General features: G+C 45.1%; 28 protein-coding genes. 1 reads left to right on the forward strand and 27 read right to left on the reverse strand.

The genetic code is table 11. From position 1 onward, the window contains the following. Positions 1–109 precede the first annotated feature (109 nt). The 4 genes from SJY16_RS14650 to SJY16_RS14665 are packed head-to-tail and all read right to left on the reverse strand — an operon-like array spanning position 110 to position 2,610. Positions 110–688: a GNAT family N-acetyltransferase gene (locus SJY16_RS14650; RefSeq protein WP_377890286.1), complete on the reverse strand. Its 579-nt coding sequence runs from the start codon at positions 686–688 to the stop codon at positions 110–112. Between the two features lie 15 nt (positions 689–703). Then, positions 704–1,327: a hypothetical protein gene (locus SJY16_RS14655; RefSeq protein ID WP_377890288.1), complete on the reverse strand. Its 624-nt coding sequence runs from the start codon at positions 1,325–1,327 to the stop codon at positions 704–706. Between the two features lie 59 nt (positions 1,328–1,386). Further along, entirely contained in the window at positions 1,387–2,346 is a 960-nt protein-coding gene (locus SJY16_RS14660) for a phosphotransferase enzyme family protein (protein ID WP_377890290.1), read from the reverse strand. Between the two features lie 51 nt (positions 2,347–2,397). Beyond that, on the reverse strand, positions 2,398–2,610 hold the full coding sequence (locus SJY16_RS14665) for a hypothetical protein (protein WP_377890292.1): 213 nt from the start codon (positions 2,608–2,610) through the stop codon (positions 2,398–2,400). Between the two features lie 218 nt (positions 2,611–2,828). Between SJY16_RS14665 and SJY16_RS14670 the strand changes: the two genes are divergently transcribed. Next, positions 2,829–4,061, forward strand: coding sequence for an MFS transporter (locus SJY16_RS14670; protein WP_377890294.1), 1,233 nt, complete (start codon positions 2,829–2,831; stop codon positions 4,059–4,061). Between the two features lie 619 nt (positions 4,062–4,680). Here SJY16_RS14670 and SJY16_RS14675 read toward each other — a convergent pair. The 23 genes from SJY16_RS14675 to larA form a co-directional block, all read right to left on the reverse strand. Continuing rightward, positions 4,681–5,154: a rhomboid family intramembrane serine protease gene (locus SJY16_RS14675; RefSeq protein WP_377890295.1), complete on the reverse strand. Its 474-nt coding sequence runs from the start codon at positions 5,152–5,154 to the stop codon at positions 4,681–4,683. Between the two features lie 280 nt (positions 5,155–5,434). Next, the gene (locus SJY16_RS14680; protein ID WP_377890297.1) at positions 5,435–5,617 is read right to left on the reverse strand and encodes a hypothetical protein; all 183 of its coding nucleotides are present in this window, start codon (positions 5,615–5,617) and stop codon (positions 5,435–5,437) included. 287 nt (positions 5,618–5,904) lie between these two features. Then, on the reverse strand, positions 5,905–6,168 hold the full coding sequence (locus tag SJY16_RS14685) for a SunI/YnzG family protein (RefSeq protein ID WP_377890299.1): 264 nt from the start codon (positions 6,166–6,168) through the stop codon (positions 5,905–5,907). Positions 6,169–6,407: 239 nt separating this feature from the next. Next, positions 6,408–6,719 (reverse strand): hypothetical protein, encoded by a 312-nt coding sequence (locus SJY16_RS14690; RefSeq protein ID WP_377890301.1) that lies wholly within the window; start codon positions 6,717–6,719, stop codon positions 6,408–6,410. Position 6,720: 1 nt separating this feature from the next. Then, the gene (locus SJY16_RS14695) at positions 6,721–6,921 is read right to left on the reverse strand and encodes a helix-turn-helix transcriptional regulator (protein WP_377890303.1); all 201 of its coding nucleotides are present in this window, start codon (positions 6,919–6,921) and stop codon (positions 6,721–6,723) included. Between the two features lie 203 nt (positions 6,922–7,124). Beyond that, positions 7,125–7,391: a hypothetical protein gene (locus SJY16_RS14700; protein ID WP_377890304.1), complete on the reverse strand. Its 267-nt coding sequence runs from the start codon at positions 7,389–7,391 to the stop codon at positions 7,125–7,127. Between the two features lie 581 nt (positions 7,392–7,972). After that, positions 7,973–8,227 carry a hypothetical protein gene (locus tag SJY16_RS14705; protein WP_377890306.1) on the reverse strand — a complete coding sequence of 85 codons (255 nt, stop codon included), beginning with the start codon at positions 8,225–8,227 and terminating at the stop codon, positions 7,973–7,975. 70 nt (positions 8,228–8,297) lie between these two features. Continuing rightward, positions 8,298–9,371: an S-methyl-5-thioribose-1-phosphate isomerase gene (gene mtnA, locus SJY16_RS14710; RefSeq protein ID WP_377890308.1), complete on the reverse strand. Its 1,074-nt coding sequence runs from the start codon at positions 9,369–9,371 to the stop codon at positions 8,298–8,300. A 15-nt stretch (positions 9,372–9,386) separates the two neighbouring features. Continuing rightward, positions 9,387–9,998 (reverse strand): class II aldolase/adducin family protein, encoded by a 612-nt coding sequence (locus tag SJY16_RS14715; protein WP_377890309.1) that lies wholly within the window; start codon positions 9,996–9,998, stop codon positions 9,387–9,389. A gap of 13 nt (positions 9,999–10,011) precedes the next feature. After that, positions 10,012–11,460 carry an amidohydrolase family protein gene (locus SJY16_RS14720; RefSeq protein ID WP_377890311.1) on the reverse strand — a complete coding sequence of 483 codons (1,449 nt, stop codon included), beginning with the start codon at positions 11,458–11,460 and terminating at the stop codon, positions 10,012–10,014. 3 nt (positions 11,461–11,463) lie between these two features. Next, a complete protein-coding gene (locus SJY16_RS14725) occupies positions 11,464–12,228 on the reverse strand; it encodes an MTAP family purine nucleoside phosphorylase (protein ID WP_377890313.1) in 765 nt (254 codons plus the stop codon). Positions 12,229–12,249: 21 nt separating this feature from the next. Continuing rightward, entirely contained in the window at positions 12,250–13,017 is a 768-nt protein-coding gene (locus SJY16_RS14730) for an MTAP family purine nucleoside phosphorylase (RefSeq protein WP_377890314.1), read from the reverse strand. Between the two features lie 13 nt (positions 13,018–13,030). Next, the gene (locus SJY16_RS14735) at positions 13,031–13,201 is read right to left on the reverse strand and encodes a XapX domain-containing protein (protein WP_224880583.1); all 171 of its coding nucleotides are present in this window, start codon (positions 13,199–13,201) and stop codon (positions 13,031–13,033) included. Then, complete coding sequence (locus SJY16_RS14740) at positions 13,198–14,937, reverse strand: dihydroxy-acid dehydratase (protein ID WP_377890316.1); 1,740 nt, start codon at positions 14,935–14,937, stop codon at positions 13,198–13,200. The genes SJY16_RS14735 and SJY16_RS14740 overlap by 4 nt, the downstream gene beginning before the upstream one ends. Then, positions 14,934–16,199 (reverse strand): nickel pincer cofactor-dependent isomerase, group 22, encoded by a 1,266-nt coding sequence (locus SJY16_RS14745; protein ID WP_377890318.1) that lies wholly within the window; start codon positions 16,197–16,199, stop codon positions 14,934–14,936. Before SJY16_RS14745 ends, SJY16_RS14740 begins: the two co-directional genes overlap by 4 nt. Positions 16,200–16,211: 12 nt before the next feature. Next, entirely contained in the window at positions 16,212–17,660 is a 1,449-nt protein-coding gene (locus SJY16_RS14750; RefSeq protein ID WP_377890320.1) for an NAD-dependent succinate-semialdehyde dehydrogenase, read from the reverse strand. A 14-nt stretch (positions 17,661–17,674) separates the two neighbouring features. Next, positions 17,675–18,526, reverse strand: a complete 852-nt coding sequence (locus SJY16_RS14755; protein WP_377890322.1) for a nucleoside phosphorylase — start codon at positions 18,524–18,526, stop codon at positions 17,675–17,677. Next, positions 18,523–19,308, reverse strand: coding sequence for a 2-phosphosulfolactate phosphatase (locus tag SJY16_RS14760; protein ID WP_377890324.1), 786 nt, complete (start codon positions 19,306–19,308; stop codon positions 18,523–18,525). Before SJY16_RS14760 ends, SJY16_RS14755 begins: the two co-directional genes overlap by 4 nt. Positions 19,309–19,324: 16 nt before the next feature. Next, a complete protein-coding gene (locus SJY16_RS14765) occupies positions 19,325–20,095 on the reverse strand; it encodes an energy-coupling factor transporter transmembrane component T family protein (protein ID WP_377890325.1) in 771 nt (256 codons plus the stop codon). Then, positions 20,092–21,828 carry an ABC transporter ATP-binding protein gene (locus SJY16_RS14770; protein ID WP_377890327.1) on the reverse strand — a complete coding sequence of 579 codons (1,737 nt, stop codon included), beginning with the start codon at positions 21,826–21,828 and terminating at the stop codon, positions 20,092–20,094. The genes SJY16_RS14765 and SJY16_RS14770 overlap by 4 nt, the downstream gene beginning before the upstream one ends. Next, positions 21,806–22,447: an ECF transporter S component gene (locus SJY16_RS14775; RefSeq protein WP_377890329.1), complete on the reverse strand. Its 642-nt coding sequence runs from the start codon at positions 22,445–22,447 to the stop codon at positions 21,806–21,808. Before SJY16_RS14775 ends, SJY16_RS14770 begins: the two co-directional genes overlap by 23 nt. A gap of 67 nt (positions 22,448–22,514) precedes the next feature. Then, positions 22,515–23,240, reverse strand: a complete 726-nt coding sequence (locus tag SJY16_RS14780; RefSeq protein ID WP_377890331.1) for a GntR family transcriptional regulator — start codon at positions 23,238–23,240, stop codon at positions 22,515–22,517. 266 nt (positions 23,241–23,506) lie between these two features. After that, a complete protein-coding gene (gene larA, locus SJY16_RS14785; RefSeq protein WP_377892269.1) occupies positions 23,507–24,769 on the reverse strand; it encodes a nickel-dependent lactate racemase in 1,263 nt (420 codons plus the stop codon). Between the last annotated feature and the right edge of the window lie 31 nt (positions 24,770–24,800).

Consider the following 24,800-nt stretch of genomic DNA (forward strand, 5'->3'; position numbering starts at 1 on the left):
ATGATTATATTATTTAAAATTACATAATGATCCATTAAATAGACAATAAAAAAAGCCTGGTGGCATAACACATGCCGTCCCAAGCTCTTTTCGTTATGATCAATTACCTTTACAATCTCTCAAACGTCCCTCTCTTACGGACGGTTCGAAACCCTAATTCTTCATAAAGCCCGATTGCACCCGGATTGTTCTCATTAACATGGAGCACTACGGATCTCTTTCCATCTTGACGGAAAGCCTCTAAACAGCTACAAGTCAATTGTGCCGCAATTCCCTTTCGCCGCCACTCTGGTATGACACCAACTTGAATGATAAACCCCTTCTCGGTTGAAAATTCCTCATCAGCGTCAGCAGCAATAAACCCTATCGCCTTGTTATGAACGGTGGCAAGATAAGACCGTACAGGAAGAAAAGTCGAGCTAGACGAGATCCAATCGATCCATTTCTCCATCGACCACCCCGGAAATCCTGGACGATCTTTGAACGATGCCGCATATACGTCGTAAAAGTCTTCTTCTGACGAAGATGACCAGCTCTGGAACGTCAACGGTAACGAAGATTCTAGTTGAGGAATTTCAGTTAAATCATGTTCCATGACATGTTCTAGGAAGACCAATTCGTATCCCTTTTGTTCATACTGGTGAACGGTCTCTTCTGTGATGTTTTCACATTTAACGGTTTGCTCCATTACTTTCTCCTCAGTTCATATAGAGTGCATCGCTTCACGATCTTCCTCTTCACTTTTCCAATACTGTTCTGATAACTTCACTACTCCACTTATCACTACTTTAATGATCAGAATGTAAGAAATCACTAACACAGCATCCCCTACAAAAGTAACCACCCATATGAAGCTATATGGATTATAGTCGGACTGCATATTTAAAAATGAGTTGATGGAGCTCGTAACGATGTAAAGAAAATAATAGATTGGCGTGTAAATCGCAAGTTTCTTACCGGCTTCATGTGTTGAGCCGCTTTCTTTAAAATAAGTTGCCATCGTAGAATACACATTCCATAGACCATATAGATTGTAAAATGGAATCATCACACGTCTTAACGCGCCACCTGGAGTGATTGGGTACGAGGAATTCATCTCTCGTAAATCATTGTGTACTTTATAAAGCCAGACGAGATAGATGACAATACAAACGAAGAAATTCAAACCTAAAAGCAGTGCAACGATCGCATCATAATTAACGAAGGTTTCGCTGACTTCAACCACTTGTGCGATAAAGATATTTATCAATAGAACGGTAGTGAGCCCGATATCTGCCCAAAGAAATTTCGTTAACACGTTTCCTAACGTTTTCGACCTTAATTTCATCAAACTGCCCCTTTCCCTCTCTCTCTTCTACTGCGTATGGAACTCATCATTCGTTTCATTCACGTTCGTGTTAGCCATTTTTCCTCAAGCACCGATTGATTTCGTTCAAGCCTCATTCTAAAATGATTCATGATTCTCATCTGTTCTTCCGTAAGCTTCTCTTTATTCCAGTACCTGTGCATCAAGCTGTATTCGAACAGTTCTTTTAACTTGATAAATAAAGGAAGTTTCTCAAGCATTTCCGGTGAAAGGTTATTTTCCTCTTCGTATCCTTCGATAATCGCTTTTGTAACCTTACGTCCATAGTCCACGATGTTGCCTCCACCTGGAAACGAATACTCAATCGCACTATAGATTGGAACGGCTAGGTCGAAAATATAATAATGCTTCTCACAATCTTGGAAATCGATCAGCGTCAGATTTCGATCATCATCAACGACGATGTTTTCTAACCAGAGATCACCGTGAAGCAACCCATAATTTTCGTCTGTTTTCGGTATGCTTCTTATCGTCGAGTGTACCTCCTCAGCAATCGTTCGAATCGCACGTTCTTCTTCAGGAATATACGTTAGAAAGTCATACTCCCCACTGTCGTGCCAGTCGTTGATATGTTGAGGGGGATGAGTCTCTTCAAACTTTTTCGAAGTACGATGCAACCTACCAATCTCCCGGCCTACCTCTTTTAATACATCTGCATTCCACTCACTTCTAGGCAGGTGACCTCCAGGCGCTGCTTCATAGAGAACGGTTCGCACGTCTTTATCAGGTAGCGACATCTTTTCCACAACATTCCCATTTAATGAAGCAATCGCAGCCGATGTCCCAATGCCTTCATGTCGTAGAAATTCAGTATAGCGAACCTCTTCGACCTGCTCATCAAACGTCTTGTAGTTCGTAATTCTCGCATAATACGTTCCTTCAACAGCAACACACCGATACATCGCATTTGTGACTGCTTCAACAGTGGTTACATCAATCGGATAACGTTCGTTAAGTCGTTTACGTATCGCCTCTACCAAAGTCATTCTTCCTTTCTATGAATCTACTTTTTTCAAAGCCCAAATCAACAGTCATCCTTTATCTTCCAAAATCCTTACCATAAGGCTTGCAAGTAAAAAAGAGCACCCGATCATCACTGGTAAGACAAAGAGTATGCCAATAAGATCCGTTTTATAAGTGAACGGTACATACAACTCCCATATCCAACCTACAACTCTCCAAAGAAAAAGAAAGATAAAGAGAGTCAATACTAAGTAGATTGCTTTCCGAACTCCATTTCTCAACAATTCTCACTCCACAACACATACTCTCCCAATTATTTCAAACTACTGCTAGAACCGCAATCGTTAATAGAAAAATCAGAATCCTGGCTGAATCCCACCTCAATCGTTATAATGACAGTTGCTACTATTTTCTCTATGAAGATTGAATGAACAATAGGTTTACAAACCCTAATGCTTTAAACGAAAGAACGAAACAAAGGCAAAAAGGTGCGGATACGATGAACAAACAACAAGCTGCCAAAACCCCATACATAGTGAAGGATTCGGGTTTCTGGCGCGCAGCGATTAGTCTTGGCTTTGGTGCATTACTTATTTTTTCAGCACTATATGCGTTTCAGCCCTTACTTCCCGTTTTTGCGAATGAATTCAACCTTACAGCGACAACGTCGAGCTTGCTGATGTCCACGCCTGTCATGTCAATGATTCCAGGACTTCTCGTTCTAGGATTTATATCAGACAGATATGGAAGAACGTCTGTCCTGAAGATCTCGTTAATATTGGTCGTCACAACATTGCTCGTGATGCCGTTTGCAGAGTCCTTTCTATTACTGATCGTGATTCGTTGCATCCAAGGGTTTTTTCTTGCTGGCATTCCAGCGGCAGCGATGGGGTATCTTGGTGATGAAGTTGATTCATCAAGTGTAGGAATTGCCACGAGTATCTACATTGCAAGTAATGCGATGGGAGGACTTGGAGGAAGAGTTGCAACTGGGTATCTGACGGATTTGTACAGCTGGGAGATAAGCTTCTTTGTCCTGGCATCATTCGCAATCGTAGCTGCCATTTGTTTCTTCAGTCTCCTCCCCGCTTCTCGCTTTTTCACAGCCGGAAGTGGTCATATCATGAACGATATTAAAGGCATGCTTCTCCACTTGACGGACCGAAGATTATTATCGCTTTTTACCCTAGGCTTTCTCATTCAAGTCATTTTCACAGGAGTGTGGACATACTTGCCTTTCTATTTAGAGCAAGAACCCTTTTCCCTTTCGTTAAAATGGATTTCATTCACGTACTTTGCTTATATTCTGGGCGTGCTATCTCCTCCCGTTGCGGGGAAAATTTCTTCAGGGGTTGGCCTTCGCCGGACAATGATTGCCGGCTTATTTATTCTTGCTGGTGGCGTGTCACTCACACTCTTTCATGCTTTATCCTTCGTCCTAATCGGACTTAGTGCAATTTGCGCTGGCTTTTTTATCGCTCACTCCATGGCCTCTGCGTCTGTTGCAAGTACAGCGGAGCACCATAAGAGCAGTGCTTCAAGTTTTTATCTCATTAGTTATTATGCAGGCGTAGCTGCTGGAAGTTCAGGAGTAGGTATGCTTTGGGATCGCTTAGGCTGGGGAGGCGTCGTGACTTTGCTCATCCTCATTGTGCCGTTACTTATGCTGTTTACAAAGAAGCGCGTTTCGAAACGATCCAGCCATCATGCTTTGGGTGAGAGTATGAAATAAAGAAATACTTGCATATCAAAAAGGGGGCTTATTCTATTGATAAGCTCCCTTAAAAGAAAGACTCGCAATCGTAATCTATTACTGAGCACAACATGCTTTGGGGAATTTTGCCCTTAATGCACATGAAGTTACTTTATTTAAGTAATCGCTACCGACTAAATCGCACCTCTTACAAAGGGAGAAACTACCGAATAGACTGACAGAATGAGTATCATCCAAAAAATAAGAGAATTAATACGCCCAATCAACAACGGGCTTTTGTGAGAGAGTACATATGTTTTAAACAACGTATATAAAGAAAAAAGAATAAAAGAAAGGCCAACCCACACTGAACCCACATTCCCAACAAAGGAAATGCCCACACTCTCATACAACTTACTTAGAGCAAAATCGGTTAGTATAAAACCAACAACTAAAAAGCAAATGATTTCAATAAGTGTCACTAGATACCCTTTCCAAATAGGCAAGTCAATCACTTCCTTCCTTTAATTTTTTTAGCGTAACTACTACAATTCCTTCTTCTACAACCCTGTCCTATATATAGATCGCATACTTTTTATCATGCTAACACTACCCGGTAGATTCGAAATTGAGAGATTTATCTTCTCTACCGTATAACTCAATTTAAAATAAAAAAAATACTCAAAACCATACCAAATATAAAGCCTAGCACATGAGAAATAGCCCCCTGTATGCCTATAAAATTCCCTAAAACAGAATAAAAGATAATATAATTTGTAGCCCAAGTTCCTATTTGGAAATTAAATAAATCAGGTGATTGTATATATAGAAAAAACATACAACCGATTAGCGAAAATATACCTGGTGATGCACCTTTCCCACTAGTAAATGAAGAATACTTAGAAAACAACAAAGAAACGAATAGGTTACCTACCATGTAAATAAGTAGAAACAAACCACTTCCAATCTTATCTTCCAGCACGAATCCTACAAAATAAATACCAAAAGCATTTCCTAATAAATGAAAACCATTCGTATGGAAAAAAGGAGCTGTAAAAAGCCGATACCATTCTCTCTTAGTCATATGATCAAAACTCTTGCCAACTCCTAAATCAGCAAGCTTGTTTTTCAAAAGCAATTCATCCAATATATATATAAGGATATAAGCTATAAATAACACTGTCGCTACAGGGGCAGAAAAGAACATGGACAATATGTACACCAAACTTTCTTTAAGGGCTCTGTACCCTTTGAAAAGATTTTATAGAGTAAAGAAAATCAGTCGCATACCAATTAGAATGCTCAAAGCCATATAAAAAAACGTGAGTGATAGTGAATCTGTTATTATGGCGAACTAGATTAATAATATTGCTCTTCATCCACCTAGCACCGTCCTCCACATTGAATGAAATTTAATTATTAAGTTTAGTAGGGTTCTCAACCTTTGTAGAAACGATCTCACCACACCCTAAACAAAAAGTATAAATCTTTTGTAACGCCTTCATTGAAAACTTCTTGTTCATTGGTCGTATCGGCATATGGTCTGTCCCCTGGTCAAATTTTTCTCCACCACATTCTGGGCATTTTCTTCTCATAACCTACTCCTCCTATAACCTAATTTGTTCTACTAGTATTCTATAAAAAAGAGTATATCCGATAATAGAGTATGTTTTGGTTAATAAGGTATTTTTTAATAAATACCCTTCTTAGCTTAATGAAGTTTGAAAAGCATTTTCAACTCTACCTTTAGTGTTCTATATGCTGCTTATCCTTTTCTCCTACTTTTTTAGCTAAATATAGAAAAGCGCCTGTTAATAGTACTAATACGTAGATCTCCATATTGTCTCTCCCTTTCAAAGTTTATAAGCATTACGCCCCAACCCTAAGCTATGTACGATAAGATCCTTTCTCTCATCCCACCAATATTAGTAAATAGAATGTAAGTCTCTTTTCTAGTTTTGATCGCGACGGTATCTGTGCTTGCATAAGGATTACCAATCCGAATAGCAGATTTATCTTTCCCGCCATACGTGTTATCATAGTCCACTCTCGTTATGTCGGATAAAGGAATCTCAATTTTACTTAGCTGCCATTTGATGATGAGGTTCTCATTTTTCTTCGTGACATTGATTTCGAATAGGTGCATATGATTCACTCCCTTGCTTCTATTCCTATTTACGATTGTAGAGATGATAAAGTTTCAATTATTGGGAATATTTAGCGTTTTTTGTGATGGTTAATCGTCTAGGATGTTAAATACTACTTGTAAAACATTGAATAACAAAGGGAACCCCACTTCTTACTGGGATTCCCTTTGTTATTCACTAATCGATTCGAGACTCTATTACAGGTGTTGGCGTTTTCTTTCTGTTCGGTGCAGACCTATCACGCACTCATCTTCTTCGAATTAATGCCATAAAACATTATGTACGATAAGATCGCAATCCCTATGTAGAATAACTCCAAGCTCGTGTTGCTTAACTCCACTGCTCCCCCTCGTATGTGAAAAAACCCATAAAGAAAGTTAATAACCAGAAACAACAATACCGTTAACCAGCTCTGTGTGATCGAACGCTTCTTGATCTCACGCTTTCGTTCATCATCATTTTTACCGAATGGATAGTCATGTTTGCCAGTTAGAAATCCCGCTAAGAAAATCCAGATAACAACCACTACTCCTTGAATCAATAACTGCATCTCATTCACTCCTTTTGTAGTTAAATAACTCCTCTAACGGGGTTTCAAGAACAGAAGCCAATTCAAACGCAAGATGGAGCGTCGGATCATACTTATTGTTCTCGATCGCATTGATCGTTTGACGTGAAACGGCACAAGCAGTTGCGAGATCTTTCTGTGATAGCTTCCGTTTCTGGCGGAGCACTTTAATATTGTTTTCCACATTCATCACCCCACACATATGTCAAATACTCTTTACACTTTTACTGTAATATACTCCCAACATAATGTCAAAACCTTTTGACATAAAAAATTCGACAGGTACCTGGTACCTGTCGAATTAACATTCATAAAGAATCGACCCCACAAAAAAAGGAACTCCTTCTAAAATCAAGAAGTTCCTTTTATATATAAGATCATACATTTTTAAAAGAGTAATAGACTCACACCTGTTGCAAGAATCACAACGCCTGCAATCGAAAAGAACAAGCCTGAACGGTTTTCTCCTTTAATCCGATTCGATAAGCCAGCTAGCATATTCAGCGCACCGAAAATAATCAAGCTTCCAAGCAGCAGACTCTCCTGTTCAGGGTACATTAGGTACATCACCGGTAGGAAGAGAATGGAGGTAGCAAGAACCACCTGTACAATACTTAATGAAACTAATAGTTTGGACTGTGCTTCAGTACTCATATCATTCCCTCTTTCCTCGCTGTTTTTCTATTGTAAGTATAGCAGGAGTCTCGGGAAATAAGTTTGACAGTGTTGTGACGTTTGATTCTGTTTCACCCAAACAGTAAAATAATGTATACTAGCATGTGACTAGTTACACATTGGAGGGATCGCTCTGTTTACCGCAAAAATCTATTGTGACGTTTGTAAAAAGAAGATTGAGTACTTAGAAGACTACTTTTTCCAAGGTAACTTACAAGATGGGCTTGGGATGACGCACCTTAAGAAATACTTCAAAGAAAGCGGCAAGATTTACTGCCGTAGTTGTTTGAAAGAGTCACTTACGAACTAAACCGAGCGTCCTAAGCGGACTTTCGGTTTTTTTAATGCGCTCCGGAAAGGATGAGGAGGGCGCTCGGGGGCGGATATCGGCGAAATTATGATTATATCAGCGATTCTCCCCCTTTTATCAGCGAAAAATCAATTTTATCAGCGATACTCAAAATATATCGGCGAAACCGGACAACCCCACCCCCCCACTTCCCATCATTCATCCGCAACACAAAAAAGAACCATGAGCACTCCCCATGATTCCTACTTCCCTATCGATACACCGTTCCATGTCCATGATGATAACCATAGCCCGGATAGTAGCCGCTATGACCGTGATGATAGCCGTATCCAGGAGCATATCCACCTTGACCATGATGGTAGCCGTAACCCGGTGCATACGTGCCTTGCCCATGGTGATAACCATAGCCAGGTACATACGTGCCGTGTCCGTGATGGTATCCAACCCCTGGAATATAGCCACTATGACCGGTATGATACACAGGTCTTCCATACGCGTTATACAACAAAAGCCCCCCTCTGTTATTCCTACACAATAGTCTATGTGTCGGGAGGGTGGGGCGTTTGGGCGTATGACTAGACTCTAGATGCGACAGTTGCTCGCAGGTTTTGTAACGTTGATGTATAAGGAGCCGTCATGACGCCTTTTTCCGTGATGATGCCTGCGATCAGCTCATTCGGCGTGATATCGAATGATGGATAAAGCGCGTTCGTTCCTTCTGGCGCGATCGGTCGATTTTGAAATGAAGTGACTTCAGATGGATCGCGAAACTCGACTTCAATCTCACGACCAGCTTCTACATCATGATCGATCGTATGACTCGACGTCGCTGTATAAAAAGGGACACCGTTCGCTTTTGCAGCGAGCGCGTGCATATACGTTCCAACTTTGTTCGCTAAGTCACCGTTCCCTGCGACCCGGTCTGACCCAACGACGACCTTCTGCACCTTTCCTCGACTCATCAAGTAGCCAGACATATTGTCTGTGATGAGGGTGTGGGGGATGCCGAATTTCTTCAGCTCATATGCGGTGATTCTCGCTCCTTGTAAATAAGGGCGCGTTTCACATGTATACACATGAATACTCTTCCCTTGTTCATGAGCTTTTCGAATGACGGACAATGCTCGTCCACCATAGCCTGAGCCTGCTAGTGCACCTGAATGACAGTGCGTCAGAATCGCGTCGCCATCCTCGATCATCTCAGCACCATTGCGGCCGAGCTCATGTTCAAAAGCCAGCTGTCTTTCAAGAATCTCAACGGTTTTCTGTTCAATTCGTTCGATGAGCTCTTCCCCGCTCCCGGTTGCGACAGAAAGCATTTCATCAACCGTTTTCATCAAGTTGACAGCTGTCGGACGCGTTTGCTTTAACAGTCTTCCTGCCTTCAGCACATACGCAAGGTCGCCTTTTGACTGTAACGCCGCAAGATAGATTCCCCACGCCCCGCACGTTCCGATCGCACCAGAACCACGAATGGTCATATTCTTGATCGCTAAAGCGAGATCGTTCACGTCCGTTGTCGAGTGGATATATGATTCGAACGGAAGCTTCTTCTGATCGATAAAGTGAAGCTTTTCATCCTCGAACCAAATGGGTAGCAGAAGTTCTTGTTCCTGAAATGATCGCACTAATTCTTCTATACGTTTCAAAACGCTCACCCTTTACTAGGAATTTGTGACGGCTGTAGGCATACTGGCTTTCAACTGTTCAACAATGAACGATTGCTTCGCGGTATCTTCAACAAGCGTTGCGATGTTATACGCTTTTTCGAGTGAATCTCCAACGGCACAGATTCCGTGCTCCTCCATCAAACATGCTTTGATCGTGGGATATGTTTGGAAAACTCGCGTGACGTTCTCAGCGAGATCCAATGAACCGGATGGAGCCGTCCCTGCTACAGGTACATGTTCGAGAATTTTCCTTGCCGTTACTGTAGGCAATGGAAGCTCTCTTCCCAAGCAGGCGTAACCGATCGAGTAGTTCGGATGACAGTGAACGACAGCATTGACATCGGGTCGCGCTTGATAGATACCGAGGTGAAACCGAAACTCTTTCGAAGGCGTGCCGAATCCTTCGATCACCTCGCCGTCCATCGAAAGCAATAGCGCATCTTCTGCAGTAACTTCTCCAAGACTAACACCAGACCGCTTGATCAAGATGGCATCTCGCTCTGGTACGCGTACACTGATATTTCCACCTGTAGCCTGCGTTAATCCTCTTCCATAGACTTTATGAGAAATATAAGCAAGTTCCTTTTTCAACAGCATTTCATTCATGTGGTAGCCCCTCTCACTGGAAATTGTAGTTGGATATAACCTGCTCGAAATAGGGTCTCAATCGACCTGCCCGCTCTAACGGTTCACGACACCGATTCATCATTGCGTCGCGTCGTTCACTTACGACTCTCAGAACATTCTCTTCATCGATCGTTAGAAGCGTTCCTTCTTTCACTGTCCACTTTCCATTGACCATGACCGACTTAACGGATCGACCGTTTTCCTGATGAACAAGCTGTGACACCGGATCGTTAAGTGGGGACAGCATACTTGTCTTTCCATCTAGTAACACGAGATCGGCTAGATCGTTTTCTACGATTCTCCCAAGCTCGTTTTCTTTTCCTAAAACGGTAGCACCTGACGTCGTCCCCATCCGAAACACATCTTCCGCATCGAGCCAGGAGCGATAGTCCTGACCCACCCGCTGAATCAACGTGGTCAACCGCATCGCTTCGAATAGATTCTGATTCGTCCCGCAGTTCGAACCATCCGTTCCAATCGCGACGTGACCTCCCTGTTTACTAAACGAAGGAATCGGTGCAACGCCACTTCCAAGCAAGAGATTACTAGCTGGATTATGAACAATGGCTACACCACGACTTCGTAAAAGCGCAATTTCTGAAGAATTCAACCACACCGCGTGGGCGACAGATAGGTTTTCGTCGATCAGCCCGGCACGATCGAGATGCCCAACCACCCCACCTTCAAACGCGAGATCTCCCTGCAATCGCTGCACCTTCGTTTCTAACAGATGCGTATGAACGCGAAGTCCCTCCATCTCACTGAGTTCTTTACACACATCGAGCATCTCAGATGAACAACGCTGCGGTGCATTTGGACCAAGCTGAATTTCGATTCTCCCATCGCGCTTATGATAAGGTGATAGAAGTGAGCGATAAAAGCTCTTCATCTCGGCTGGAGAGGCACCTTTTGACTTGCTCCTGAGTGAATCTGGCAAATACAATTCAAAGAATTCCTCATCCGGAACATCATGCATCATCGGCGCGAACGCGACCCTCATCCCTGATTCTTCATATGCTGAGAGAGCCGCTTCCGATTTCCCGATATGAGGAAAATGGTCAACACAGCTCGTGACACCAGCCTTCATCATTTCGATACACCCTACTAATGCAGAAAGGTACACATCTTCCTCTTCAAGCGCGTGTCCGTACGCTACTGTATAGAGTGTCCACAGCTCAAGTGGGAGATTGTTCACCGTTCCTTTTAATACATTTGTGTAGGAGTGGTAATGACTATTCACCATTCCTGGAATGAGGATATCGCTTTCAGCATCGATGACCTCATCAGCTAGATGTGTCAATTCTTCTAGCAAACGCGTTTCATGCTCTGTGATCACATGCGTGATCCGATCTCCTTCGATGAACACGGACCCTTTTTGGTTTCCGAACGAAGGATGGTTCGAGACGATGAACGGCTGTTTGATAAGTGTTTTATGAGGCATCGATTACGAATTCGCGACCGTAGCACGCTCGTACGCTTCAGGACATGAACAGCTTTCTCTTTCACCTGCAGCTTTGATCGCTTCTAGCATCAATTCTTTCACTTTCTCACGCTTGCTTTCACTAACCGCTTTGTGCGCTTTTAACGATGGTTTTGTCTCGGTGACGCCTGGTGCCATGTTTGTCGCGAGTGTCACGACCGCATAACAGATGCCTAGCTCTCGTGCGAGCGATGCTTCTGTCGCATTCGTCATCCCAACAACGTCCATGCCCCATGCCCCGTAGAGCTGAACTTCTGCTTTCGTCTCATACCTTGGACCATCCACACAGATGAGCTTCGTGTCTTCGCGAAGGGGCTCATCGATCGCAACGGCTGATTTCCGGTACGCACTCTGTAGCTCTGGACAGAACGGCTCTGTAATATCGACGGAGAACTTGCCGTATGTTTTCGGACGCGTTGTGAAATCAACAAACTGATTGAGAAGCGATAAGCTTCCGACGCCAATATCAGGATTGATCGCACCGACTGCTGAGAATGCAAGAACGCGCTCGATTCCTAACTCTTTTAATGCCAGCATATTCGCACGGTAGTTCACGAACGGCGCAAGCGTATCATGATGCTTCCCATGTCTCGGTAGAAAGGTCACTTCTTTTCCTTCATACACCGATTGGAAAACCGTCACATCGCCATACTCCGTACTTACCGTTTTCTCTTGCATGCCATCGAGTAGATTATAAAATCCAGTTCCACCAATAATCCCGATCTTCATCTACGAAAAACCTCCTTATAATTAATGCGCCGCTAACCGTGCGTTTTGATATGGCACGGTACAAGCACAATCCTGATTTCGTTCAAGGTCACTTATCGTTTGCAACACAAGATCCTTCATCTTCCCTTTGTTCTCTTCTGCCACTTTTCGGTGCGCTTCAAGATTCGGAGGCTTCTCAGCAAATCCAGTCGCCATATCAGTCGAAAGGGTAATAACAGAAAAGCAAAGGCCGAGCTCACGTGCGAGCGCCGCTTCGGTCGTATTCGTCATGCCGACAACATCCATGCCCCACGAACGGAAAAGCTGCAGTTCATGACGCGTTTCATAGATCGGTCCATCTACTCCGACAAGCGTAACGTCTTCATGCAAGGTTAACCCGAGCATTCTCGCAGCACCCTGGACTGAAGCCTTCATCTCATGACAGAATGGCTCCGTCATATCGGCTGAAAATTCGCCGTACGTTTGCTGCCTTCTTTTCGTCATATCGACAAATTGATCGAGCAGAGAAACCGCTCCAACCTGAATGTCAGGGTTAACCGACCCGACAGCTGAAACAGCCAGAACCCGCTCGACACCCACCATTTTCAATGCGATCATATTCGCTCGATAGTTCACGTCAGGTGCTAATACACCGTGCGTTGTCCCATGTCGTGGAAGAAAATAAACTTCTTTATCACCATGCTCCCCTTTGAACAGGGTCACATCTCCATAAGGAGTTGCCATCACGATGTCTTCTAGCGTACCGAACAAGTCATAAAAACCTGTTCCTCCGATTAATCCAACCTTCACTCGATCTTCCCCCTTAATTCGTCAATTTTTCCATCAAAAAGGTTAATCCGTAAGCACCAAGCCATACCCCAAAGATCGCGACCACACCTGCGAGAACAGGTGGGGCAGGGATCGGAAGACGAATCACTTTGAAAATGATCCCAATCAACACGCCGGCTAAAAGAGCTAGTAGAATTTCCTTCATCTAGAGCTCGCTCCTGACACGGATTCCTTTTTCTCCTCTTGCGCCTTAATGTCCTGAACAGGAAGCATGAAATCAAAGTCGCATCCTTCATCAGCTTGCAGCACGCTACGACGATATAGAAGCGGATAGCCACGGTTGTAATTTTCAAACACAGGTGGCGTCCAGCGACTCTTTCTTTCCGCAAGCTCTTCTTCCGAAACGAGCAACTCTAGCTTTCTTGTATCAACATCAAGTTCGATCCAATCGCCATCCTGGATTAAACCGATCGGTCCTCCAACAGCAGCTTCAGGCGCAACGTGCAAGAGAACGGTACCGAACGCCGTGCCACTCATCCGACAATCCGATAAGCGCACCATATCTCGAACGCCCTGCTTCAGGAGTTTGTCCGGAATCGGAATCATACCCGCTTCTGGCATTCCTGGAGCTCCGACAGGTCCTGCGTTTTGGAGCACGAGTACGCTTTCAGGCGTCACATCAAGATCTGGGTCGTTGATGCGCTCAGCCATATCGTCAAGCGACGTGAAGACAACCGCTTTTCCTTTATGCTTCAGAAGTTCCTCCGTTGCAGCTTTCGGCTTGATGATCGCACCATTCGGCGCTAGATTCCCCTTCAATACCGCAATGCCACCTTCTTTATGTAGTGGATCATCGAGCGGGCGGATAATGTCACGGTACACCTCGTCGATCTCAACATCCGCTAAGTTCTCACCAAGCGTCTTTCCAGTACCCGTTAGCTCATCGAGATGAAGGATCGGCGCAAGCTCTTTCAACACGGCAGAAATGCCGCCTGCGTAGTAAAGGTCCTGCATCTGATACTTTCCAGCCGGTCTCATGTTCGCAAGGAACGGCGTCGTTCTGCTGTGCGCTTCGAAATCAGCAAGCGTTATTGTGATGCCAAGACGTCTTGCGATCGCAATCAAGTGGATGACCGCGTTCGTTGACCCGCCAACAGCCATCAGCGTTTTGATCGCATTATGGAACGACTCCTTCGTCATGATGTCAGATGGTTTGATTCCCGCTTTCACAAGACGAACGATCGCACGACCTGTTTCCTGGGCGAGACGCATCCGCTCGTTTTCAGTTGCTGGTGTTGCAGCTCCTCCAGGAAGCATCATACCCATCGCTTCCGCACACGCTGCGATCGTACTCGCAGAGCCCATCACCATACAGTGACCTGCTGTTGGTGCAAGACGCTCATTGATCTCGCCGATTTCTTCTTCATCGACCGTGCCTGCTTTGTATTCCTGCCAGAAGAAACGGCAATCAGAGCATGCTCCGAGCGTTCTTCCTTTGTAGTGACCGTTGTTCATCGGTCCACCCGTAAAGAGAAGCGCAGGTTTGTCAGCACTCGCAGCTCCCATCAGCTGAGCTGGAGCCATCTTGTCACAACCACCGATCATAACGGTTCCGTCGATCGGTTGCGCTGTGATCATCTCCTCTGTATCCATCGCAACGAGATTACGGTACAGCATCGTCGTCGGACTCGTGAACATCTCACCGACTGAGATTGTCGGAAACTCGAGCGGCGTACCACCTTCCATGATGACACCACGTTTGATCGCTTCCACCATCGGCTTCACATGACTATGACAGCGGTTGATCTCACTGAACGTATTACAAATCCCGATCACCGGCTTGTTATAATCTTCCTTGTCATGTCCAAGATGACGACTGAACGCCATTCTGATAAATTCACTAAATCCTGCATCTCCGTAAGAAGTTTGTGACTTCGTCAATTGTCTCCACCTGCGCTTTCTTTGAAATAGTTCAACTCTCCGTCCTTTGTAAAAGGGATCGGTTCTGGGTCTGATACAATATCTATTTGCTCTCCTGCTTCCTCAATCACATTCTGTGAAAGGTACAGCGTTTCAAGATCGAGCGTGTTTTCAATGATGGCAACACGTAACGATGATGGATCGTCAACTGCCAAACTATCGATCGCGGTCTTCACAAGCTCTTGATCCGTATCGAGCACCATCGGAATCATCGCTCGCTGAACGTACGTACTCGTCAAACAGTTCAAATACGTTTTCTGCCGATCGACCTTTTGAAACAATCGCTCTGTTGTCAGATCTGCTAGTCCAATTCCTGTCGCATTTCCGTGTGAGGATTCATCGAGATCAAGAACACCGATCCGTTTAAACGAAGGCGTCTCTGGCTCGGGTACCCCAAAAATCTTAGTTCTCCCGAGAACGTTTGTATCCATCCCGGTTCCGCTGAAGTTCTTCCCCATCGTTTTCACAACCAACACATCTAAGTGATCGACCGGAATCATCGGGAAGTACTCTCTCGAACGAAGCAATAACTCCCGCTCACGCTCAAGCATCGATTCTGGCCGGATTACTTCAAGATGCGCGGTTTCATCGTAGCTGTTCTCGACGATGGCGATTCCAGCTAGGATCTTACCGGTATCAAGCATGCCGCTTCCGACTTCTTGAACTGTCTTCGACATGTTCGGTGGTCCCTGCCGGTGCAGCTGATTCGCACCCTTTGCTTTTCCAAGACCAACCGTGATCATTTTCAATAACCCGCTCTCATTCGGACCGCGGAATGCGGTATGTAACTTCACTCTGTTCATCACGATGATGCCATCAGATTCCCATGCTGACTCATCACAATAAAGGGTGAATCCACTTTCTGTCGTTCCTACCTCGACAACTGTTGAAGAAGTGCGGACGGGACACCCGATCGCCTCCTCTGTAAATCCGAGGCTTTCGAGCACATCCATCTGCCCTTCAGGCGTCCCACCGCCATGACTACCCATCGCACCGATGATAAAAGGTTCTGCGTTCTGACCTTTCAAATAATCGACGACCGTTTTGACAATGCTGACGCGATTGGAAATCCCACGACTCCCTACAGTAATCGCGATTCGATCCCCGCTCTGAACAGCTGGGAGCTGACTCTTAAGCTCCTCTGTCAGATGTTGCGCGATGTTTTCGATTTTCTCTGAAGGAAAACGCTGTTTCACCTTCACCATCTGTGGATATCTCATCATGAATTCTCCTTTTTACAGCTTGTCTGAAAGGGCGACTGACACGTACTTCATCTCAAGATATTCTTTGATTCCTTCATGGCCACCCTCTTTGCCAAGTCCGGACTCCTTAATTCCGCCAAACGGTGCTTCTGCTGTACCTGGGAACACATCGTTGATCCCGATGATGCCGTAATCGAGCTTCTCCATCACCTTGATCGCTCTATTCAAGCTGTTTGTGAAAAGGAATGAAGCGAGACCATAGTCGGTATCATTCGCTGCTGCTACCGCATCTTCATCGCGATCGAATGTCTGGATCGGAACGACTGGTCCGAACGTTTCTTCTGACATGATCTTCATGTCGTTCGTTACGTTCGATAGAATGGTAGGTTCAAAGAAATACCCGCCTGGACCTTCCCACTGCTTTCCACCAGTCAGAAGCATCGCACCTTTCGATAACGCGTCTTCCACTTGGTCTTTCACTTTATCGAGGCCACTGTTATCGATGAGTGGTCCTACATCGACCGATTCATCGGCACCGTTTCCTACATGAAGCTCGCGTACTTTCTTCTCGAGCTTCTCTACGAACACATCGCGTACGCTCGAATGCACGTAGAGTCTGTTCGTACAGATACACGTTTGACCGCAGTTTCGATATTTACTCGCGATCGCTTGATCGACAGCGAGATCGAGATCAGCATCTTCGAACACGATGAGCGGTGCGTGACCACCGAGCTCAAGCGCAAGCTTTTTCACCGTTTGAGCGCTATTTTCCATCAGAAGCTTTCCAACTTCAGTCGATCCCGTGAACGTGACGAGTCTTACTGCTGAACTATCCATGATCTCTTTTCCGATCTCAGCTGCATCACCAACAACGATGTTTAATACACCCTTCGGCAAGCCAACTTCTTCAAAGATCTTCACGATTTCGATCGCAGTTAGAGGCGTTTGTTCAGCCGGTTTGAGAACGACCGTACACCCAGCAGCTAGCGCTGGACCGACCTTTCTTGTGATCATACCCGCTGGGAAGTTCCAAGGTGTGATCGCTGCTACAACACCGATCGCTTTTGGGACGACCCAGAGACGTTTGTTTTTCTTTGAAGATGGGATCATCTCACCATACACACGGTTCGCTTCTTCTGCGTACCAGAGGAGGAAGCTTGCCGCGAATTCGATCTCTCCGCGTGCTTCCTTCAGTGGTTTCCCCTGCTCTTCAGTAAGAATAGCCGCTAGCTTTTCTTTTCGTTCGAGCATAAGGTGGTACGCTTTATAAAGGTAAGTCGATCGTTCCCTGGCCGTTAACTCGGCCCAGGGTTCGAACGCTTCTTGTGCGGACGCGATTGCAAGCTTTGCTTCCTTCGTTCCGCCTGATGGAATCTCTGTAATCTTCTCTCTTGTCGCAGGGTTGAACACTTCGAGCTTTGAATCTGATGTCACCCATTCACCGTTGATGAACATTCCTTTTGCTGTATCGACTTCGATCATAATGTGAGTCCTCCTTAACCTTTTACTGTTGTACCTTCTGTCATTGATGGGAACCAGTAGTTCTTTTTGCGATCCTTCTTCAATTGATCCCATTCAGCTAAAATTTGAACAGCTAGATTCGCAACGCGGATACTCTTCTCAACACCACCGTACGAGAATTCATCACGAATTCGATTCGCAACTACCGTACAAACCGATCCAGCGCGTAAGCCGTATAGTCCAGCAAGCGTGAAGATCGTCGCTGCTTCCATTTCAAAGTTCATAACACCAGCTTTGTTCAGATCCTGTAGTTTATCTTTGAAGAACGATTGCTCATACCCGTTCAAACCAGTTCGTCCTTGTCCGCAATACCAAGATGCCGTTGAACACGAAACACCTACGTGGTATGTATAACCAAGTCGTTCAGCAGCTTCTACTAGCGCTGACGTCGCTTCATAATGAGCGCTTGCAGGGTAGCGATCGTCCACATAGAACTGGCTCGTTCCATCGTGTCGAACTGCTCCTGAAGAAATGATGATATCGCCTGGATCGATGTGTTCCTGTATCGCTGCTGTTGTACCAACTCGTAAGAACGTATCGCCACCTAATGCTGCTAGTTCTTCGAATGCACTTGCCGTCGATCCACCACCAGCTCCTGTTGAACAAGCTGTGATGCCGACTTCGCCGACTTTTCCACTGAACGTACGGTGCTCACGATAGTTTGCGATCTTACGAGATTCTGTCCACTCATCACCGATCATGTCCACACGATCAGGGTCACCTGGTAGCAACACGTACTTCTCAACGTCGCCTTCTTTACAACGGATGTGATATTGTAGGCCTTCGTCCATTACCGGTTTCGATGCGTTTGATTTCCAATTCGTCATTTGTAAACCACCTCATTCATATTTTTTACTACGATAGAACTGTTTTCAGAGAACTCAAGGACAGGGGCTAAATCTGAAAGGTTTTCAACTGAACATAGTTTGATATCTTCTTTGCATCCGATTCGTCTCATCGTTTCACCACTACCAGAATCCTCGAATGCTTCGACTGTGCCTGGGTACCTTTCTAAAAGATGACTACTAATCTTTCCGGAATCCTTCACAAGTGGGACGCGATTCAACGTTTCAGCTGCTCGCTTTCCATACTCTAGTAAGATCCCCGCTGTGTAAGCATCATCGAGTGCTGCGATCTGGCCGTTCTCACGACCAGCACAGACGATGATGACTCCCACTCCAAGCTCGTCAGCCATCTGGACCGCTTTATCCATCACCGCTTTTGCATTTCGCAGTGAACCGACGAGCACATGCTGGTTGCCAGAATTCCAAAGCGTGAATCCGGCAAGCGTGCCATTCGTTGTTTTTAGAATGACGCGCTTATCCTTCAAGTCCATCGAATTGATCGAGATAAGCGATGGACTGAACTGTGCATGCTCGGACACATTGCCGTATAAATCTTCTGCACAGACAAGCGTGTTCTGATCGACGCCAACTTCATTTACTGTTCGCTTTTCATCATCGGTCAACATGATCTCTGAACATCCCTGGTCAAGCATGGTTACCATCGCCGTCGTTGCTCTTAGCACATCGACGAGAACACACACTTGAGGAACATCTTCCTTCACTTCTTTCGGCATATAAGCAACTTCAAACTTCATTTCTTCCATCCATAGCTTCCCCCCTTCATAGTAGTTTCATGGATAGTAAGGTAACAGTGAGTGCACACCAGGCAACGCCGAATGTGATTCCTTGTGCGTTGTATTTGATCGTCCGGATATACGTCCGATCCTGGTAAGCGCCGTACCCTTTCGCTTCCATCGTGTTTGCAGTCGTCCGAACTCGTCGAATCGCTCCCATCAGAAGGGGTAGCGTAAATCGCTTCAAGTTCTCCGCTTTGTTCTTCAATCCTTTTTGCTTTCCTACGCCTCGAATCGTTTGTGCTGCTTCGATGACTTTCGCTTCTTGTTCAAGCGTTGGAACGAATCGTAGTGCAACGAAGATCGAATAGGCATAGCGATAAGGGACCTTCATCTTTTGTGTTAACGAGATGACGATATCCCTCGGATCGCTCGTTGCCACGAAAACGAGTGATGTTGTGAAAATGGTTAGAATTCGAATCGTGATCGCTAGTGCGAAATCAAGCGACTCGGAATAAATCGCGATGGGCCCCAGGTTATAAAGCAGTGTTTCACCTGGAACGAGGATCACCTGTAAGACGAAGAATCCAATACTGAACAACAGCATGATCCATATCCCTCGAAACACAAATCCAAGACTTAATTTCGCAAAGAATAATGCGACTGTGAGAATCGCTGCGAACAGCAGAAGCTGTGGAATGGCAGTTTCATAGATGAATACGAGAATCGAGATACATACCATCCACACAAGTTTTGTCACAGGATCAAGAGAGTGCATGAACGACTTCTTCTCATAGAATTGGAATGCTAAGCTCATAGGACTTGTTTCACCCTCTCTTCTGTTAATAGGAAGTCTTCGATCGTGATCACCGCTTCATCTCTCAAAGATGGAACTAAGCGCTTAGCGAGAAGCGAAATCGGTGGTTCGATCAACGACGCCTTCGTCAACACATCTTCATTCATGAAGAGTCGTTTCACATCTCCGTCATAGATCAGTTCACCCTGGTGCATAACGAGCGCTGAATCAGCCCACTTACAAACGAGGCGAATGTCATGCGTAATCATGATGACCGTCTTGCCTTGCTTCTGGAGATCTTTACAAAGTTCTAATAGCTTTGTCGCACTCGCATAATCTTGTCCAGTAGTCGGTTCATCAAGAATGACGATATCCTGACCTAGAATAAGGGACGCGATAACACTAAGTCGTCTCTTTTCACCGCCACTCAGCATGAACGGGTGTTTATCTTTCTGATCCAAAAGGTTAACGTCCATGAGCGCTCGTACACCTTGCTCTTTAATATCATCAGGCAGTTCATCATCGCTCTCAATGCCGTGTTTTACCTTCAAGCTATAGATCGCTTCCTCAAACACGTTGTCAGCCACGAATTGATGTTCAGGATTCTGGAACACGTAGCCGATATCATCCGTCATCGACAGAAGGTCACGCTTGAACGTATCGTTTCCTTTCAAGAAAACCTTGCCTTTCGGCGGGCGGATGATGCCCATCAAATGCTTCACAAGCGTTGTCTTACCGGAACCATTCGTCCCGAGTATCGTTACAAAGTCTCCTTTTTTGATGGAGAAGTTTACATCCTTTAAAGCTTGGGTACCGTTAGGGTAATGGTAATTGAGCCCTTTCACCTTGAGAGCTTCGGGCTGCAATTGCGGAACATCATTTGAAGGGACGATTGGAGCTTCAGACCTCCATCTTCCTTCAAGTTCTTGAGCAGCATCATCAACAGAAATCGGGAAGCGATCGAACGTCATTCCTCTCTCTTTCAGTTGAATCGCGAGCTCTGAAATCTCTGGTACCCATACGCCCATGTCCGTCAGCAAATCGATCGACGTTTCCAACACTTCTTGCGGCGTACCGGATTGAATGATTGTCCCATCTTCCATCACGACAACACGATCAACGAGGTGCATGATGTCATCGATTTTGTTTTCTACAACGATGATTGTATGACCGAACTCCTTATGCAGGACTTGAAGAAGGTCGAAGATATCTTTTGTCGCCTGCGGATCAAGGTTTGCCGTCGCATTATCAAGCACTAAGATCTGTGGCTCCATCGCAAGCACGGAAGCGATACCGACCTTTTGCTTTTGCCCACCCGATAATTCAAAGACCTTTCGATTCTCAAAGCCAGTCATCCCAACCTTATCGAGGCAATCTTGAATTCGCCCTCGGATCTCAACAGGATCGACTTTCAAGTTCTCAGGAGCAAATGCGACTTCATCTTCTACGTAAATATTACAAAGCTGAGCGTCGGGATCCTGGAACACAAGACCCATACTTGTTGATAAATCTTTCAGATCAAGTTCGAGAACATTCTTCTGATCCACATTGATCTCGCCACCGATTCGCCCTTCCATCACGTTCGGGATGATCCCGTTGAACGTCTGACAGAGGGTACTCTTTCCGCAACCACTCGGTCCTACGATCAAGACGAACTCACCTTCATTAATTTCAAGAGAACAATCCTTTAAGACCGGCTCCGTCTCATCTTCATAAATGTAAGTAACGTCTTTAAGCTGAATGATGGGTTTCATTCACATCCACTCCCTTCTTCTTCTGCTGTTTATGAATACCGAATCCTTTCAAGATGTCTGTACGCACTAGCAGGTCACCGATCATCTTACTCAACCACCCAGAGAGAAGCAGTCCACTGAAGCAACGTACGACGAAAGCGATAATCAAGATCGACATTCCCCACTTGTAATAACCGAACCAGAAGGCTGCGATGATGAACCAAAGCGGTACAGCGAGCAGGCCAGCAACACCAGTACTAATCCAGTCCCAACGCTTGTAACGGAAAAGCATGAACCCTAGCTCGACACCGAGGCCATCCGTCATTGCTGCTGTCATGGAAATCAGTCCGTTTGGATTTCCGGAGATGATTTGAACCACTCCAGCAAGCGTTAATGTGAAGAACGCTGCCCCGGGCTTCCGAATGATATAAGCTGCAAGAACTCCAGAGATACTATAAAGGCCTAACGTGACAGATGTAAGAATCGGTCCACCAAGTGCAGTAAGAAGCTGATTTAACATTGCGAGATACGTCATGGCTACACCATTCACGATTGCGAGGATCGCCATCAATACGATATCGACCGTTGTAAGCCCTTTCATTTTCCGGCTATTTGAAACAGCTTGTACGACTTTACTCATTTCATTTTCCTCCTTTTTAGTAAACGTGACTTGCTGACCTGACATCGACGGACTATGTAACCCTCCTTTATCCTCTTTTTCGAATGGCGTTGAATTCGAAGTTGTCGCTTAAATAGTAACTGTCGGAATATAAGACAGGTTGTCCAATATTGGAATAGTGCGTTTGCTTCAGAAGGAGAAGTGCACTTTGTTCTTTCAACTCAAGCTTGGATGCGATTTTCTCGTCACTGATAACGGCTTTGATGGAACACACTGAGAAGGAGACGCTCAGGTCATAATTCTCTAAGAAGTCGAGAAGAGATTCGTAATAACTCTCCTGGTATTCATTCTCCATCCCGATTCGGTATGGCACATAATCTTCTACATAGACAACAGGATCATTGTTCGCCGTTCGTACACGTTCGATGTAGAAGATGTTCTCTTCCTCATCATGTAGCGAAAGCGTCTTCTTCATGTCTTGTGATACGCGTTGAACGGAAGATAGGACGTTGACCGTTCCAGGATTGTATCCGTGCGCTTTGATGATGTTCGTCGAGCTCTCAAGCGTCGAAATGTTTGTTTTCAAGCTGTTCTTCGATCCGATCACGAAGGTTCCGACCCCTTGTCTTGAGAATAAGAATCCTTCTTGCTCTAACGTTCGTATCGCTTCACGAATTGTATTTCGACTAACTCCCAACTCTTTGGATAACTTTTGCTCGGAAGGGATCTTGTCCATCGGTTCTAAATTGTCATTGATCAAATCAAAAATCATGTCTCTGGCCTGAAGATACAATGACCGGGTTGCCAATTTCATCAAAATCACCACTTTTTGTAAATTGGAACAACCTCCTACGTCGGTCGTCCTACAAGTATTATACTCACAATTTTCTCACTATTACAACACGAACTTTCAAATTTGTCTGATTTTTTTAAATATAATAATAATTAATTCCAGTTACCTGACAGATGTTGATAAAATATGGAAATAGAAACTCCTGCAATCCTTGTCACGACTAGGTTTAGCAACTCACGCCATCTTTCGCAGCTTATAAAAAAAAAGAATGACGCCCAAAACGAGCGTCATTCTTCAATATATGGAATCGTTAACGGTCCCAGCGGCAGCACCGCGACCGTCAAATCGTCTCCCTTTGTCTTCTTTAATTCCTCTAACGTCCCTTCGATGCTCGTCATCGGTTTCAGCATCGCGCCAGCAACTTCTTCATCACGAAGCATGGAATACACATGAACGTCCGCCCACGTCTGGATGACCGCTTGCTTCTGTACCTGCCACTGATCGAACATCTTGAATTCCGGATTATTGATCATCTCAAGTAATTCCTCAGGACTATTGGCCATCTCAAAAATTTTCGCAAAATTCCCGTGACCTGGAAGACCATCCGAACATTCTGAAGCGACGAGAATCGCGCCACCCTTTTTCACGATCTTGTGCGCCGCACTCATCCCTTTTACCGCCTGATACAAGTTTTGATCGAGTGGATAGCCTGAATTCGATGTGATCACAACATCAAACCGTTCATCACATTTCACCATCGCATGCTCCTTCGCATACGCACAGCCCCGGTCGTGCGCTTCGTATAGTTCACCAGCGAACACTTCCGTGATTTCTTTCTCTTTGTTCAAGGTCACGTTCAACATGAAATCTGCTTTACACATCGAGTTGATTTCTCTTGTCATATCTTGCACAGGATTATTCACCATGTTTCCCCACGTCGCAAGCGGATCACCGATCATCCTTGCGTTATGAAACGTCATGATCGTTTCGATGCCAGCGATCCCAGGCATAATTCCCTTTGGACCTCCTGAGAATCCTGCGAAGAAATGCGGTTCGATAAAGCCTGTTACAATCTTGAAGTCAGCCTCTACATACTCTTTGTTCAAATACACATCGCAGCCAAACTGACTTTCACCAAGGTTCACGAGCGTCTCCTTGTCGTGACACTGGTTGTTCACGATGCGGATGTTATCGACCACCCACTCACCAAGCATCCTTACAAATTCTTCACGCGTCTGGTCGCGGTGCGTCCCTGTTCCATTGATGATCACGAAGTTTTCGTGTGGGACATGACTGAGCTCTTCGATCAAGAGTGGTACAAGAAGATGATTCGGCGTTGGTCTCGTGATATCACTGATCACGATCGCAACCGTATCGGACGCCTTCACCATCTCTTTCAGAGGCGGTGTGCCGATCGGGTTGTCGAGCGCTTCTTTGATACCACGCTTTTCGTCCTCCAATGGCTGGAGGTTTTTCGGTTCGATTACGAATGCATCGTCGGGTAGTTCAATGGACAGGTTTTCTTTTCCGTATAGTAAGGTTGTTTCCATCATATCTCCCTCGCTTTTTGATTGTTACTTA

This window comes from Alkalihalobacillus sp. R86527, assembly GCF_042466185.1.
Classification (GTDB): domain Bacteria; phylum Bacillota; class Bacilli; order Bacillales; family Guptibacillaceae; genus Guptibacillus.